Origin of the sequence: Pseudomonas sp. UBA2684, assembly GCA_002354655.1 — a bacterium.
Taxonomy (GTDB): domain Bacteria; phylum Pseudomonadota; class Gammaproteobacteria; order Pseudomonadales; family Pseudomonadaceae; genus Aquipseudomonas.
The window spans coordinates 45179-59846 of sequence record DELY01000050.1; the positions used below are offsets into that span (position 1 = coordinate 45179).

The following is a 14668-nucleotide window of genomic DNA, read 5'->3' on the forward strand; positions in this document are numbered from 1 at the left end:
TTAATCAATAAAACTGAGAGGGCCTAGCCTCACAGCATCCTGCAGATGATCCGGAGCCAAGTGCGCATAGCGCATGGTCATAGCCAGGCTGGAGTGACCCAGGATCTTCTGCAGGGTCAGGATGTTGCCGCCGTTCTGGATGAAGTGGCTTGCGAAGGTGTGTCGCAGCGAGTGAGCCGCCTGCCCTTTCGGTAACTGGATAGTCGTCTTGGCCAATGCACGGCGGAATGAGGTTATAGCCACGTTGGGCTGGCCATGCTGTTTCCAGTGTTGGCGGATCTTGGCTTCTAGCTCTGAAGTGATCGGCACAGAACGTACCTTGCCGCTCTTGGTTCCGCTGAAGGTGATCACCCCATTACGGAGCCCGGTCGGTTTGAGCTTTTCAGCTTCTGACCATCGAGCGCCGGTAGCCAGACAAATAAGCGTGATGATCTCAACGTGTGGGTTATCACAGCGATCACGGATGACCTCTAACAGCTCGCGGAGCTGGTCAGTGGTCAGCCAGGACAATTCACGTTCCTGGATCTTCAATGGCTTCACCAGGGCCAACGGGTTGGCGTAGGTGATGACACCCAGTCCGCGCAGTTCGTTGTAGACCGAACGCAGATACCCCAGCTCGTTGTTTAGGGTTTTGGGTGACGTGCCCTCCTCCAGCCTGATACGTCGATCATGGGCGTATATCTGCGGATCTAGCTTGGCTCCAAGCGGATTACCCAGGCGCTTTGCGACCAGATCCAGCTTGGAGCGGCGGCGTACACCGTCCCTTAGCGAATGTCCGTGCAGATCAAACCATGAACCAATCAGAGCCGTAAGCCGGCGCGCATCGGTGGGCTTGGGTGACCAGCTCGGGTTATCAACGACCTTGGCCCGGCACGTTGCCTCAAACCGTTGGGCCTCGCCCTTGGTCTTGAAGGTCTTGCGAAAGCGCTTGCCCTTGATCGGCTCAACATCGACCTTCCAGCGCCCGTCCGGCTGTTGCTCAATAGACATTAAACGGCACGCCCCCACCTGACGTTGCGCTCTTCCAGCAGGTTTTTGATGTGCTTGTAGATGTCGTGCTCGCTCATGTCCTTGGCGGCGTAGTGATCACGAATGACCGGCCAACATTCCCAGGTTTGCAGACGGTCAAGCACATGGAAAGCGCCGGCATGCGCAGTAAAGCCGGGCAGGAACTGCGCCTACTGGATGTGCCAGCCTATCGCCGTTATGGCGCTTACGATGAGTTGCACGGCCTGGGGCTGGCACACAACGCCAGCAGCGAGGATGGGCGCAAGGGAGCCGGTCGCGCCTTCGCCGATACTCTCAAGCGCGCTACGGCCAAGCATTACGGTCAGCTAGCCGACATGCGCTTTACCGACTTCATCAAGACCAAAATCAAGCCTAAGGGCGCACGCTTGCGCCCCGTCGATTGTGAGCGCCTGCTGGGACACTGGGCCGCGCGCTACCGTCACGAAACCACGGCTGTAGCCCTGGCCGTGTTGATGCTGACTCACAGCACACGCATCAGCGAGACCCGGCAAGCCAAGTGGCGGTACTTCGATTTGGTCGGCAAAACCTGGCATATCCCTGCCGTCGACACCAAGACCAAGAAAGCCCACACGCTACCGCTTACCGCCCAGGTGTGCGCATTTCTGACCCGCTACCGCGCCAGCCAGTCCGCCAAGGGCTATGACGGAGCTTACCTATTTCCCGGGCTCCACGGACAACCGTTAAACAGAACGGTCGCACAACTCGCCTTTTCCGCATTGGCGGGCGGGGAATGGACAAGCCATGACCTCAGGAAAGCCGCACGCACGGCCTGGACCGATTTGGGTGTCGATTACCTTATTGGCGAGCTGCTGCTAAACCATGCCCTGAAAGCCTTGGACGTAACCTATATCCATACCTCTGCGGAGGTGCAAAAACGGCAGGCCCTGGAGCGCTGGCATGCCTGGCTCGATGAGCGTGGCTTTGCGGCCTTGCACAGCCCGGCGGACATTGCCTACGCCAGGACATAGCCAAGACCCACCAAACCCAGCTAGCGCGCCCAGTCCCGCAGGCGGCGTGGGCTGGGCATCACCTTAGGAATTGATTACAGGGGAGTAGGTATTAGCGATGTAAACGGCCTTGCTTCAAGCAGCGTAGTTTCTGCATAGTGGCGACAAGCTTTGATAGCAGCTAAGAACCTGCTCACCACTCTGTCGTAGCTACTGCCGTGACAGCTCTACTTATAAGGATTTAGGATGGGCGGAAAACCAAGACCTAAACCGTCGATAGTTGACAATTTCGAAGTTGCTTTTGTCGAGGGACATAGAAAGTACTACTTCGATCCGGCTGAACAACGATACTACTCATGGGACTCTTTGCACGGAGAGTTTGAAGTTTTCAACCGGCGGGGCTTTCACCTTGGATCAGTCTGCCCGACTACAGGCTCACTGCTTAAACCGGCGGTACGCGGCCGCAGAATTAATCCAAATTAGGAGACGCAAATGAGCTTTATAAAACTTTGCCTGTCCGGTGATGTGCTAGCCGAAGAAATAGATAAATGTGTCGAAGATTGGCATGAAGGGCGTGCAGGTGGTGATCAAGAGCTACATGATTTCCTAGGAATGAACTGGGATGAGTATGCCATCTGGGCTACAAACCCATCTATTCTTCCTTTCATTTTGGCCGCCCATTACAAGGGCATATCTCTAGATGAAGAGATCAATAGAGAGCGGTATGCCTTAGCTGCACGCGCACGCTCAGCTATTGAAGCCAAGCAAATCGAAAAATGGTTGCGTGTCATGGGTAAAATTTAATGACGCGAGAGGAAAAAATGGCCAGGCGTGTATTGGCTATGCGTAACTTACTCCCTCCGTTCGACCTAGTGGGTTTGGCCTCGGAATATGGTGATGTTGAATTCTTGCAGCTTCCGCACGGGGCTGACGGAATAACAATTGGTATTGGTGGGCTAGAAAAACCCAAGATACTGATCAACTCTACCGCGCCCGAAACGCGCATGAAGTTCACACTGGCGCATGAAATGGGTCATGTTGTTATCCCCTGGCACACTGGCACCATTGTTTCACACTTAGACCCTGGAGAAGAGGATTTCGAATACCTGCAAATGGAGTCCGAGGCGAATCGTTTTGCAGCTGAGCTTCTAATGCCAAGCGATTGGTTATCTGGCGAATTCGAAGAGGCTAAATCAATAGAGGGCTACTTTCACGGCGTCCTCAAAAAATCTGGCGCATCAAAAGACGCCGCCTTCATTAAGATATTTAAAGCCCTTGCGGCTCCAATCATTTGCGCCTATGTCGACCCAAACTTCCGTCTAATTCAACTTACAAGATCAAGTACAGCTCCCTATTTTTCGCCGGCAAGACAAACGAAAATAGACAAAACAATGTTCGGTTCCGATAATGAGTTTGAGCAGTTTGAGATTGACGACAGGATTTATTTTAGCTGGCGATTTACTGGGAAAAACATTACTGAGATAGACCCCAGGAACTGGCGGGAAATTTTAGCTGTTGTCCTCTCTGACACTAATTCTGCGGAAAAGCTACAAAGCACAAATGCAACTATGGCCGCCGCTTTCCAGAAGTCTAAAGCACTCAGTGAGCCAGAAATCTGCGGGGCAATAATTAGAACCTTCATGACAAAAGACAACTTGTCTTATATTGCGAGCCACCCTCTTTTCGAACAATACGTATTAAAACGAGTTAAAGAACTATCAGTACGAAAATAACCTTCAGATAGCCTAATTCGTGAGCCCAGCCTCCTTTTTGGGAAGCGGGTCCCTCCAGAAGACTGCATTCTTTATACGGTCGTCAGGCACGCACGATTCACGAATTTTTCAACGCGGCGAAATCATTGCCCTTTGCCCACCATTATTGGCTAATAAACAGCCAAGTCATGCGCCTAACATGTTGATTTACCTAACTTGTGCCACCTTAAAAAAGGTGGCAAGGTGGACATGGCGGGCGCGCTAACCTCAACCAAATACGCGATAAATACCGATTTTTTGGTTTCATCACCATGATGGAGAGGCGATCAAACCTCTTCACCTTTAGAGCCTCGTTACCGAACGCCCGCGCCCTTCAACGTATCCATGAAATAAAAAAACCTCAGCCAGGCTGTCTAGCAGACGCGCTTGACTGCCCACCCCTTATGCATACAATGAAGGTCTCTTTACGCGTTTTTGGAGCGCAAGCTCTAGTCCGGTGTATAGCCAGACTCTAATTTATTGATCGGCTTTAGTTGCGACGAAGGCTCGTGTGGGCTTCAGTCGTCGTTCCTCCTCCTAAAGCCCACACGAGCCTTCGTCGCTATATCTTTGGTAAAGAGAACCTTCCTAAAACTGCTGAGTTGATGGCGTGGACTTGAGAGCTAACAGTGAAGTTCGATGACAAAAGGATTGAATCTCTAGCTCATGTCACTCTAAAGAACTCACGAATTGTTCTAACTCAGCCCATACTTTTCCTCTGTGGCGGCCAGATTGATATTAAGTCAGTCGAGCCACTTTCTGTGCGTGGTGCACTTGTTGATCATCTACACTCAGTTGGCTGCGATTTAGCTCAGGGCATAACACTTGCCGAAGAGTTCGCAGACTGGATTCACGACTCTAACTATCGTGATCTTTTGGTTTTTGAGAGCGATATAGCCCACATATCCTCGCTCATAGTTATTATTCTTGAGAGCGCGGGGGCACTAACTGAGCTAGGGCTATTCGTAAAAAACAAGGCGCTTAGAAATAAAATTCTTGTTTTTGTTAGGCAGGATCATTACGAGCAAAACTCTTTTGTCAGGCTAGGCCCTTTGAGGCATTTGGAAGATATCAAGGAAACAAGTGTGTGCGCCTATCCTTGGGATCAAGATAATATTAAGAAAAGCCTAGCGCCATCCCTTCAAGAAATGAGGGAGGATATTTTAGGAGCTGTCGCTAATCAGGATAAAAGCGAGATTTTTAATGAGGAAAATGACGGGCATATATCTTTTGTAATATATGAGGTCATAAAGACATTCCGCGCACTAAAGCTATTAGAGATCGAGTCTTATCTGGCTATTTTAAAACTTGAAATTTCAAGGGAAAAATTAAGGCGACTCTTATTTCTTCTCGGTAAATTTAATTTAGTAGGCTGCTCCAAACGTGGCCACGTTTATTATTACTATGCTGCAACAGAAATTTTGAAAGTGGAATTTGCTGGAAAGTTTGACCAAACAACAGCAAAAATTGCAGCAATGCAGTTCTATATAAACAACGATGGCGAGTCCAAAAGGGTGAATGTCATTCAGGCTGCTTACAAGCAGTCTGTTTCGGGACCAGCTGCGACCTCATCAAATGGAACGGGGTCATGACTATACTGACCGAGCTATCTCAAAAGCTTTTGATTAGCTCAGAAGAGCTAAAAGAATTTATCAATACCGCTCCCTATAGGTACAAGGTTTACCCAATCCCAAAGCGAAACGGTCGCGGGGTTCGAGTAATTGCGCAACCCACAGAAGTACTGAAAGCAATGCAGCGCATGGTACTTGACGACTTCCTCGCAGGGCTCCCTGTCCATGCCTGCGCAATGGCCTATAGAGATGGCTTAGGGATAAAGGATAACGCAAGTTTACATGTAAAAAACCAGTACCTTTTAAAAATGGACTTTTCTGATTTCTTTCCTTCTATAGGCCCCGACGATCTTATTTCCCACATAAGAAGACATAGAGAAGGAATTGGGCGGGAGGATGCTTATGCAGTTAAAAAACTGTTTTTTTGGGCCAGGAAAAAAGACCCCACTCATAGATTGAGCATTGGTGCCCCGTCCTCTCCGTTCATCTCAAATACATTGTTGTATGATTTTGATTGCAGAGTTAATGATGAGTGCACTCGCCTCGGTATTATTTATACTAGATATGCAGATGATCTTACCTTCACTACAAACAATAAAGGCGTGCTTTTCGGCATCCCAGATTTCATCACGCATATTTGCAAATTAGTTGACTACCCAACCCTCAAAGTAAATCATGAAAAAACGGTATTTTCTTCCAAAAAAAATAATCGCCACGTAACCGGTTTGGTCTTAACAAATGACAACAAGATTTCTTTAGGTCACGATAAAAAAAGACACATTAGATCACTGATATACAAGTACTCTCTTGGGGGTATCCCCAGCGAGGAAATTTTGGCGTTGAAGGGTATGCTCGCATTTGCCAAACATATTGAACCTGTATTTTATCAAGCTGTCATGCGCAAGTATGGGTTTCACGTCTTAGACTCAATCATGAGTTTTCAACCTAAAGAATAACCCCTCAGCATTTGTGCCGTTGGCTGGGCTCGCTTGATGGTGTCGTGTAAGGACACGCCTCGACACGGTTCGCCTTAAAAGCTACGCCGATTGTGAATCTGAGACCAAGCACCTTACGAAGACCATGGCAACATCTTCTTAGTGGGGTTTAAGAGTTTTTGCCTGGGACAATGGATAGCAACTGGCACTGTGTATGCCCTCGTGTATGCCGAGGCAACATAAAACACAGAAAATGCTTAAATATCATGGGCTTTTAGAGCTTGTTCAAACGACCCCGGCCCACCAAACATACATCTAAGGGCGTCCACGGACGTCCTTTTTTGTGCCTGAAATCCAGAAAATACGGGGCTTTCAGCTCCATATAAGTCCACCTATTGGATATCTGATTTTCGGTGGTGAGCGCTAAATTCAAGCAGCTACCTAACGTTCAGCGTGAGCTTCTTGGCACAATACCAACCTGCATACCGAACGGATTAAACACGCTATTCAAGGTCTGAACGGTCGGGTTGCTTTCGTCATGTTCTAGCTGACGCAACGCACGTAGGGACAGCTTACACATCTGTGCGAACCTTGCCTGCTGCAACCCCGTCACGTCCTTGCGTAAACGCCTAACTGCCTCGCCGATAGTGATTTCGCCAGAAGCCAGCTGCTCCTGTAGCTCGGTGAGAATCCGATTTCGTTCGAGAATATCCATTAGATGAGCCCCCAGTTTTTGAGCCGCTGAGGCAGATCTCGCAACGCTATGCGCGGATGATTCATTGTCGCCGCAGGCAGTCCATCTGCACTCAACAAGTCAGGCAAAGCCAGGAAAGCTTGAGCTGCGGCCCTGAGCCGCTGAAATAGCTCATCAACCTCGACCCACTCAGCAGCTTCATCGCAGGCAGCTTTCCAGTCGACCTGACCAGCCATCTCAATCTGCTTTGGCCATTTTGTTGTACGCGTTACACCTTCATCATCCATAACCATAGGGGCCAGATCATAGATTGGGGCCAGGCTCATGCCTTGCTCAGTCCGAAGGATTGAGGTGTTTCGACCATGGTTGTCTGAGTTGCCAAGAATCTGGTTCAGTAAATCACGCCGCATGTACTCGAATACCAAATCACCAACCTGTTCGGCCTGTCCAACGTTTTGCCATAACGCGACCAAATTTCGTAGCACATCCGAATGCGACATATAGCTGCCAGCTTCGGCTACGCCTGACAGTGAATACATCGACTCAACAGCGACACGATTAACGCCGGCAGGACCAACCCCACGATCAAAGCGATGCATCCACAGGCTGGGCTTCTTTCCTTCCTCCAAAGCCAATCCTTCGGCTGCTATGGTATCGAGCCCCAACTGCCGAACCGCTCGATAGAAGCAGTACTCGCTGCGGAGGATGTCCTGATCGGTCTGACTGGCTTTGTTGCGTGCGAATTTCACAAACCAGTGCTGGACAGCATCTGCATCGGGCAATACAGCGTCGGGATGCAATGCGCCATGGCGGTCTTCTGTTAACAGTAGCTTTGGCGCCTCACCGCCTGCTCCAGTAGCACCGCCAATTGCAGCTCCCTGCTCATAGGCATACTCCAAAAAGCGTGAGTCGCGGCTGACCACTTCGTCTCGCGTAAAACCCAACACAGGACTGCCTGCGACTGCGCCTGCCGACTCCTTGATACGCAAATTTCCAATAGGCGCAGGCGTACAGCGCCCCAACAGAAACAAATCCAGGCTCATGCCCTCCGGTCGCTCACCACTCAAACGCTTCAGCAAAAAGCGTCTAGCCGCTCCAGCAGGCAAGATATCGAAGAGAAAGGCCGGAGCCTTCTTACTCCGCCAAGAGTCCCAACCCAAAGGTAAAGTGGCACTGACCGCGCCATTCAGACGAGTGCTAATCGAGTCAAGGGAGCCCACTAGATAGCCCTGCTCGTACCCATACGTACAAGGACCATCCAACCCTAGGTCAGGCTGCTCGAAACCAATCCCCATGGCGTCCTGCCATTCACCACCCGCATAGATTTGTAGAGTGAGCTTGTACATAGCGATAACCGGTAACTTAATGCCTAAAACCTTAGCCAAGTCACAGCAAAAAGGCAATTAACTGCCGAAAAACCCTCTATAACAATCAAAAATAGGCACTTTAATACCTGCAAAAACTCTATACTCAGTAGCTAGACGCCCCCGCACAGCGCGGGGTCAACTCAGTAATGAGGATTTGAACCAGCAATTTGGATTCGCTACGTGCCTCTTAACGAAGGGCTCAAGGTTTCTATACTCGGGGCCGTGACTGTATGAATTCCAACAAATCATTGGCGAAAGGCAACTGGCCTAGAACCGTTGATTTGAGCAGGGGTAAGACGTTTAGGATTCAAATCCCCCCGGCTCCACCAAATACACATCTAAGGGCGTCCACGGACGTCCTTTTTTGTGCCTGAAATCCAGTAACTCAGCGCCATCAGTGTCCAGAATTCGTTGACCACAACAAGCAGCACCGTGGGGGTTCAACTCCCTTCTTAAAGGCGTCGCCGCCCTTGCCGAAGAGCGTCAAGGGAAAGTTACTCTGCGCATGCACCAGGCCGATATCAAACAGCTCGGGCCTGCGACTGAATCGCCCCTTGGCAGTCATTTGGCTGCTAATTTCACACCTACCGATGATGGCCGTTGGCGAGGTCACGCCGACGCGTCACGGACGCCCGACGGGGTGGGTTGTAAACCTTGCGCCGCGCGATTTCAGAGGAGACGCAGCATGGACCGATTCACGGGCGGTTGCCTTTGCGGCAACGTCCGCATTGAGGCGGCGGGACGACCATACCGGGTTGGTCTTTGTCATTGCCTCGACTGCCGCAAGCATCACGGGGCGCTCTTTCACGCTGCCGCAATTTTCCCTCAGGATGCAGTGATGATCGTTGGCGAAACCCGCGACTACGCCGGGCGGTTTTTCTGTCCGCGCTGCGGCTCGTCCGTTTTCGCCCGTACCGCAGACGAGATCGAAGTGAATCTGGGCTCCCTGGATGCCCCTGACCAACTGATACCCACCTACGAACTCTGGACCGTGCGGCGCGAATCCTGGTTGCCGCCGTTTCCGCTCACGAGACGATACGCGCGCGATCGTGACGCCACGGGGCGCGTTGAGGAGTAGCCAGTCTGCCGTATCTGCACGGTGTAGGGATGGGCAGAGCCCCCTTGCGATGGCTCTGCCCACACCGTTACCGAGCCTAGAGAATCGACAGTGGGTAGTTGATGATCAGGCGGTTCTCGTGCAAGTCGACGCCCACGTCGCGGCGCACGTCGGAGTTGCGCCAGCGCACGCTGAGGTTTTTCAGGGTGCCGTCCTGGATGGTGTAGGCCACTTCGGATTCACGGCCCCACTCCTCGGCGTCCTTGCGTCCGCCGGCATGGATGCTGTCGCCGCTGACGTAGCGGTTCATCAGGGTCAGGCCCGGGATGCCGACACCGGCGAAGTTGTAGTCGTGACGCAACTGCCAGGAGCGCTCGTTGGGGTTGTCGTAGCTGTTGGTGAACCCGTCGTTGACCAACGTGCCGCCACTGGTGCCGTCGATGCGCATGAATTTGGTGTCGCCGTTGAGCTTCTGGTAGGCCACGGAGACGGTGTTGCTGCCGTGCTTGGCGGAGAACATGCCCTGGTACACCTGGTTGTCCAGGTCGCCGGCCTTGCTCGCCCCGTCGTCCTGGCCATCGACATAGCCCAGGTTGGCGCTCAGCACCCAATCGCCGACGGGCTGGCTGTGAGTCAGTTGCAGGTAGTTCTGCTGGTAGACATCGCTCAGTTCCGCGCGCCACAGGCCGACCAGGGTGCGGTTGTCGTTGAAGCGGAATTCACCGCCGGCGAAGTTGAAGTGATCGCCCTCGACCCCGCCGAACGACATATCCGGCATGCTCGCGTCGTTACGCTGGCTATTGCCGCGGAACTGGCCGCCGTAGAGGCTCAGACCGTCGATCTCGTTGACCGTGACCTGTGCGCCGCGGAAGGTTTGCGGCAGCGAGCGGCCATCGTCGCCACGCAGAATCGGCAGCACCGCCATCCACTCACCGACCTTCAGCTCGCTCTTGGAGATCCGCGCCTTGGCGGCGACGGCGGTACGGCCGAAGTCGTCGGCGGCCCGCCCGTCGTCATGGATCGGCAGCAACTGGCTGCCCACAGTGCCCTTGCCGCCATCGAGCTTGAGCGAGTACAGGCCAAGAACATCGAGGCCGAAACCGACAGTCCCCTGGGTGAAGCCGGAACGGGCATCGAGGATGAAGCTCTGGGTCCATTCAGCCGCTTGCCCCTGACCATTATTAGTCTGGTTGAGGAAGTTGCGGTTGAAGTAGTAGTTGCGCAGGTTCAGCGTGGCCGTGGCGTCTTCGACGAAACCGGCAGCCTGGCTGGCCATGGGAAACGCAGCCAGCGCGGCGGCCAGGCTGCAGGGCAGGAAACACAGGTGTTGGCGGATGCTTTTTGTCATGTCTTTATTCTTATCTTCGACAGGTTGGAGAAAGCGGCAGCGCAGTGCCTGAGCTGCCATCAATACCTGTGCCGAGGCCTCGGCCGGGCGCAGGCGATACACCGCCGCGCACGAGTGTGCGCAGCGCTGATGGGGTACCGGGCGGGGGGGTTAGTTGAGCGGGTCGCGGCTGTAGGCGCCGTCGACCAATCGCTGGATGCCCAGCGGGTTGGCGTCTTGCAGGGCTTCGGGCAGCACCTCGTCCGGGTAGTTCTGGTAGCACACCGGGCGCAGGAAGCGGTGGATCGCCAGGGTGCCGACCGAGGTGCCACGGGCATCCGAGGTCGCCGGGTATGGCCCGCCATGGACCATCGAGTCGCAGACCTCGACACCCGTTGGGTAACCGTTGAGCAGCACCCGGCCGGCTTTTTCTTCGAGCAGGCTGAGCAGGTCACGGTAGGCCAGCAGGTCATCGCGCTCGGCGATCAGGGTGGCGGTCAATTGCCCGTGCATGCTTTGCAACGCGCGGGTCAGTTCAGCCTTGTCGGCGACTTCGACGACGATGGTGGTAGGCCCGAATACTTCTTCCTGCAACAGGTGATCGCCGTCCAGCAGCATGCGCACGTCAGCCTTGAACAATTGCGGCACACCCTGTTTGCCGGTTTGCTCGGCACCGGCCAGATGACTGACCAAGGCATGTTCGTGCAGCTGCGCAACGCCAGCGGTATAGCTTTTCAGGGTGCCGGCGTTGAGCATGGTCTGGGCCGGGTGTGTCGCGATGGCATCGCCCAGTTGCTCGATGAACGCGCTGAATGCAGCGGAACGGATGCCCAGCACCAGGCCAGGATTGGTGCAGAACTGGCCGCACCCGAGCACCACCGACGCAGCCAGTTCCTTGGCCACGCTCGCCCCGCGCGCCTGCAATGCCCCAGGTAGCAGCACCAGCGGGTTGACGCTGGACATCTCGGCGAACACCGGGATCGGTTGCGGGCGTGCAGCCGCCAGATCGCACAGGGCGCGACCGCCCTTGAGCGAGCCGGTAAAGCCCACGGACTGGATAGCCGGATGCTTGACCAGCGCCTCGCCAACACCAGAACCGAAGATCATGTTGAACACGCCCGGCGGCATGTCGGTTTTGTTCGCCGCGCGGATGATCGCATCGGCGACGCACTCCGCCGTGGCCATGTGCCCGCTGTGCGCCTTGAACACCACCGGACAACCGGCCGCCAGCGCGGAAGCGGTATCGCCGCCAGCGGTGGAAAACGCCAGCGGGAAGTTACTGGCACCGAATACGGCCACCGGGCCGACGCCGATCTGGTACTGGCGCAGATCCGGACGCGGCAGCGGCTGGCGCTCCGGCAACACACGGTCGATCCGTGCAGCGTAGAAATCGCCACGGCGCAGCACCTTGGCGAACAGGCGCATCTGGCCGCTGGTACGGCCACGTTCGCCCTGGATACGGGCAGCCGGCAATGCGGTTTCACGGGTGACCAGGGCCACGAAGTCATCGCCCAGGGCGTCGATTTCGTCGGCAATCGCGTCGAGGAATTCGGCGCGGCGTACGGCCGCCAGGTTGCGATAGCGCGGGTATGCGGCGGCCGCAGCGTTCGCGGCGGCATCGACTTCCTCAGGCGTGGCCTGAGTGAAGAGATAGGGCAGTGCTTCGCCGCTAGTGGCGTCGAGGCTCTTGTGCTGGATGCTGCCCGCGGCACGGCGCTCGCCGCCGATGTAGTTGTGGCCAATCAGATTCAGCATGGCATTCTCCTGCCTGGGGTTGCGGCGGCATCATCGCCACCGACAACGGTTGAATAGGGATACCCCGGCCTTGTGGGCCAGGGGTGGTCGCCGGCTCAGCGACGACCGAGCAAGAATGAGAGAACACACCCGGCCCCTTGTGAGGGCGCGGGCCAAGCCCGCCTCAGAGAGGGCGTACGCCACCTACGGCAATACCGGGCTGATGCACGCGGATGCCGTTGCGCAGCGGCTCGCCCAGGGCTTCCAGGCTGACTTCGAAGGTGTCGCCGGGTTGCGCCTTGACGCCATCGGCGAACGACAAGGTGGCCGTGCCGAAGAAGTGCACATGCACATCGCCCGGACGCAGGAACTGGCGATACTTGAAGTGGTGGTACTCGAGGTTCTCCAAGGTGTGGCACATGTTGTCCTCACCGGAGAGAAACTCCTTCTCCCACAGCACCTGGTCGCCACGGCGAATACGGCTGATACCGGACAAATCACGCGGCAGCTCGCCGATCAGCATTTCCGGGCCGAAGGAGCAGAAACGCAGCTTGGAATGCGCCAGGTACAGGTAGTTCTTGCGCTCGGTGACGTGGTCGGAAAATTCGTTGCCCAGGGCGAAACCGACGCGGTGCGGCTGACCGTCATCGGCAATCACATACAGGCCCGTGAGTTCCGGTTCCTCGCCGAAATCCTCGGCGAAATCCGGCACCGGGAAATCGTCGCCCGGACGCACCACGATGCTGCCGTCACCCTTGTAGAACCACTCGGGCTGGGCACCCTCGGTGCCCGCAGCCGGACGCCCACCGGCCATGCCCCACTGGAACATCTGCATGGTGTCGGTGAGTTTGCCTTCGGCCTGCTGCGTCTCGACTTGCTGGTGCATTTTGTCGCGGGTTGCGGCGCTACCCAGGTGGGTCAGGCCGGTGCCGCTGACCAGGCAATGGGCCGGGTCGGTGTGGTCCAGCGGCGCCAGCACGCGGCGCTGTTCGAGCAGCTCGGCGTAGAGTGGGCCGCTCTCGACGCCCAGCGCTTCGATCTCGGCGATCAGGCCACGGCCGTTACGAATGGCCTGCAGGGCCAGTTCACGGGTGCTGTTGACCGCCTTGATAACGCTGATGTGCTCGCCGCTGACCACCCCGACCCGACGTTGGCCTTGCTCACTTTCGAATTGAATCAGCCGCATTGCGGAGCTCCTTGTTATTGTTGACCGCGTTGGCGGCTCTCACTGGCTGGGCACTTTAAAAACTGCCAGGGGTGCTGCCTAATGAAAGCTTCTGATTAGGTGATAACTTTTTGTCATCCCCCATGATCCCGTCACTGACCTACATCGCCTCGCGCCTGCGCATTCGCCAGTTGCAGCTGCTGATCGCCCTCGACGAGCACGGCACGCTGCACCGCGCGGCCGAACGCGTGTCGATCAGCCAACCCGGCGCCACCAAGGCCTTGCACGAAATCGAAGCGACTTTCGGCATGCCGTTGTTCAGCCGCACTAGCCAGGGGCTACAGGCCAACGACCTGGGCCGCTGCGTGATCCGCTATGCGCGCCTGATCCACAGCGACCTGGCGCACCTGCGCGAAGAGATGCTCGGCATTCTGCAAGGCCATGGCGGACACCTGGCGGTGGGCACCATCGCCGGCGCCGTGCCGCTGGTGCTGCGCGCACTCACCGACCTGCGGCAAATCCAGGCGGATATCTCGGTACAGATCGTTGAAGACATCAGCCCGCGCCTGCTCAAGCTGCTGGACGAAGGCCGCCTCGACCTGGCCATCGCCCGCACCAGTGGCAGCCAGCATCCGGATGTCTATGCCTGCCTGAGCCTGCATCCGGAGCGCCTGGCGTTGGTGGCCAGCCCGCAGCATCCACAGCAGCAGAACCTGGCGCTAAACCTGACGGACCTCAGCCAATACAGCTGGGTGGTGTACCCCACCGGCACGCCGATGCGCGCGGTACTGGAGCGCGAGTTCAGCGAGGCGGGATTGGAGTTTCCACGCTACCCGCTGGAAACCTCCTCGACCTTCACCATGCTCAGCCTGTTGCAGGAAGACCCCAACCTGGTGGCGGTGATGCCCAACTCGATCGCCAGCTCCAGCGAAGGTTTCGGCCTGCTGCGCCGCTTGCCGCTGGAGTTGCTGTCACGCAACGAGCCCTACGCAATCGTCCATCGCCGCAATGCCAGCCTTTCACCGCTGGCGCAACTGCTGCTGGAGCACCTGCGCAGCCAGCAGGAGCAAGAGGCGCGGCTAAGCGACTAG

15 protein-coding genes are annotated in these 14668 nt (G+C 55.6%); 8 read left to right on the forward strand and 7 right to left on the reverse strand.

Annotation, left to right across the window (positions count from 1 at the left end):
- Both B3M58_RS17875 and B3M58_RS17880 read right to left on the reverse strand, forming a co-directional pair.
- Positions 1-990, reverse strand: coding sequence for a phage integrase (locus tag B3M58_RS17875; RefSeq protein ID WP_296221138.1), 990 nt, complete (start codon positions 988-990; stop codon positions 1-3).
- Positions 990-1133, reverse strand: coding sequence for a hypothetical protein (locus tag B3M58_RS17880; protein ID WP_296221710.1), 144 nt, complete (start codon positions 1131-1133; stop codon positions 990-992). The genes B3M58_RS17875 and B3M58_RS17880 overlap by 1 nt, the downstream gene beginning before the upstream one ends.
- 15 nt (positions 1134-1148) lie before the next feature.
- Here B3M58_RS17880 and B3M58_RS17885 point away from each other — a divergent pair, with 15 nt between their 5' ends.
- The 6 genes from B3M58_RS17885 (at position 1149) to B3M58_RS17910 (ending at position 6254) form a co-directional block, all read left to right on the forward strand.
- Positions 1149-1997: a site-specific integrase gene (locus B3M58_RS17885; RefSeq protein WP_296221139.1), complete on the forward strand. Its 849-nt coding sequence runs from the start codon at positions 1149-1151 to the stop codon at positions 1995-1997.
- A gap of 225 nt (positions 1998-2222) precedes the next feature.
- Entirely contained in the window at positions 2223-2459 is a 237-nt protein-coding gene (locus tag B3M58_RS17890; protein ID WP_296221140.1) for a colicin E3/pyocin S6 family cytotoxin, read from the forward strand.
- A 9-nt stretch (positions 2460-2468) separates the two neighbouring features.
- Positions 2469-2780 carry a hypothetical protein gene (locus B3M58_RS17895; protein WP_296221141.1) on the forward strand — a complete coding sequence of 104 codons (312 nt, stop codon included), beginning with the start codon at positions 2469-2471 and terminating at the stop codon, positions 2778-2780.
- A 38-nt stretch (positions 2781-2818) separates the two neighbouring features.
- Entirely contained in the window at positions 2819-3709 is an 891-nt protein-coding gene (locus B3M58_RS17900) for an ImmA/IrrE family metallo-endopeptidase (protein WP_296221143.1), read from the forward strand.
- Positions 3710-4356: 647 nt separating this feature from the next.
- Complete coding sequence (locus tag B3M58_RS17905; protein ID WP_296221144.1) at positions 4357-5319, forward strand: retron St85 family effector protein; 963 nt, start codon at positions 4357-4359, stop codon at positions 5317-5319.
- On the forward strand, positions 5316-6254 hold the full coding sequence (locus B3M58_RS17910; RefSeq protein ID WP_296221145.1) for a retron St85 family RNA-directed DNA polymerase: 939 nt from the start codon (positions 5316-5318) through the stop codon (positions 6252-6254). Before B3M58_RS17905 ends, B3M58_RS17910 begins: the two co-directional genes overlap by 4 nt.
- Before the next feature lie 427 nt (positions 6255-6681).
- Here the strand turns inward: B3M58_RS17910 and B3M58_RS17915 are convergent, their stop codons facing one another.
- Both B3M58_RS17915 and B3M58_RS17920 read right to left on the reverse strand, forming a co-directional pair.
- Positions 6682-6948 carry a helix-turn-helix domain-containing protein gene (locus tag B3M58_RS17915; RefSeq protein ID WP_296221147.1) on the reverse strand — a complete coding sequence of 89 codons (267 nt, stop codon included), beginning with the start codon at positions 6946-6948 and terminating at the stop codon, positions 6682-6684.
- The gene (locus tag B3M58_RS17920; protein WP_296221149.1) at positions 6948-8273 is read right to left on the reverse strand and encodes a type II toxin-antitoxin system HipA family toxin; all 1326 of its coding nucleotides are present in this window, start codon (positions 8271-8273) and stop codon (positions 6948-6950) included. Before B3M58_RS17920 ends, B3M58_RS17915 begins: the two co-directional genes overlap by 1 nt.
- A 706-nt stretch (positions 8274-8979) precedes the next feature.
- Here B3M58_RS17920 and B3M58_RS17925 point away from each other — a divergent pair.
- A complete protein-coding gene (locus B3M58_RS17925) occupies positions 8980-9372 on the forward strand; it encodes a GFA family protein (protein WP_296221151.1) in 393 nt (130 codons plus the stop codon).
- A gap of 76 nt (positions 9373-9448) precedes the next feature.
- Here the strand turns inward: B3M58_RS17925 and B3M58_RS17930 are convergent, their stop codons facing one another.
- The 3 genes from B3M58_RS17930 to araD1 all read right to left on the reverse strand — a co-directional run bounded on the left by B3M58_RS17930 (position 9449) and on the right by araD1 (position 13598).
- The gene (locus B3M58_RS17930; protein ID WP_296221153.1) at positions 9449-10699 is read right to left on the reverse strand and encodes an OprD family porin; all 1251 of its coding nucleotides are present in this window, start codon (positions 10697-10699) and stop codon (positions 9449-9451) included.
- 150 nt (positions 10700-10849) lie between these two features.
- The gene (locus B3M58_RS17935) at positions 10850-12433 is read right to left on the reverse strand and encodes an aldehyde dehydrogenase (NADP(+)) (protein ID WP_296221154.1); all 1584 of its coding nucleotides are present in this window, start codon (positions 12431-12433) and stop codon (positions 10850-10852) included.
- Positions 12434-12596: 163 nt separating this feature from the next.
- On the reverse strand, positions 12597-13598 hold the full coding sequence (gene araD1 / locus B3M58_RS17940) for an AraD1 family protein (protein WP_296221158.1): 1002 nt from the start codon (positions 13596-13598) through the stop codon (positions 12597-12599).
- Between the two features lie 122 nt (positions 13599-13720).
- On the opposite strand from araD1, the gene B3M58_RS17945 reads away from it, so the two are divergent.
- Positions 13721-14668, forward strand: coding sequence for a LysR family transcriptional regulator (locus B3M58_RS17945; protein ID WP_296221161.1), 948 nt, complete (start codon positions 13721-13723; stop codon positions 14666-14668).

Coding starts and splice junctions, on each gene's coding strand:
- B3M58_RS17945 (WP_296221161.1), top strand. CDS start 13,721: ATGATCCCGTCACTGACCTACATCGCCTCGCGCCTGCGCATTCGCCAG.
- B3M58_RS17930 (WP_296221153.1), bottom strand. CDS start 10,699: ATGACAAAAAGCATCCGCCAACACCTGTGTTTCCTGCCCTGCAGCCTG.
- B3M58_RS17935 (WP_296221154.1), bottom strand. CDS start 12,433: ATGCTGAATCTGATTGGCCACAACTACATCGGCGGCGAGCGCCGTGCC.
- B3M58_RS17895 (WP_296221141.1), top strand. CDS start 2,469: ATGAGCTTTATAAAACTTTGCCTGTCCGGTGATGTGCTAGCCGAAGAA.
- araD1 (WP_296221158.1), bottom strand. CDS start 13,598: ATGCGGCTGATTCAATTCGAAAGTGAGCAAGGCCAACGTCGGGTCGGG.
- B3M58_RS17920 (WP_296221149.1), bottom strand. CDS start 8,273: ATGTACAAGCTCACTCTACAAATCTATGCGGGTGGTGAATGGCAGGAC.
- B3M58_RS17915 (WP_296221147.1), bottom strand. CDS start 6,948: ATGGATATTCTCGAACGAAATCGGATTCTCACCGAGCTACAGGAGCAG.
- B3M58_RS17890 (WP_296221140.1), top strand. CDS start 2,223: ATGGGCGGAAAACCAAGACCTAAACCGTCGATAGTTGACAATTTCGAA.
- B3M58_RS17910 (WP_296221145.1), top strand. CDS start 5,316: ATGACTATACTGACCGAGCTATCTCAAAAGCTTTTGATTAGCTCAGAA.
- B3M58_RS17900 (WP_296221143.1), top strand. CDS start 2,819: ATGCGTAACTTACTCCCTCCGTTCGACCTAGTGGGTTTGGCCTCGGAA.
- B3M58_RS17885 (WP_296221139.1), top strand. CDS start 1,149: ATGCGCAGTAAAGCCGGGCAGGAACTGCGCCTACTGGATGTGCCAGCC.
- B3M58_RS17875 (WP_296221138.1), bottom strand. CDS start 990: ATGTCTATTGAGCAACAGCCGGACGGGCGCTGGAAGGTCGATGTTGAG.
- B3M58_RS17925 (WP_296221151.1), top strand. CDS start 8,980: ATGGACCGATTCACGGGCGGTTGCCTTTGCGGCAACGTCCGCATTGAG.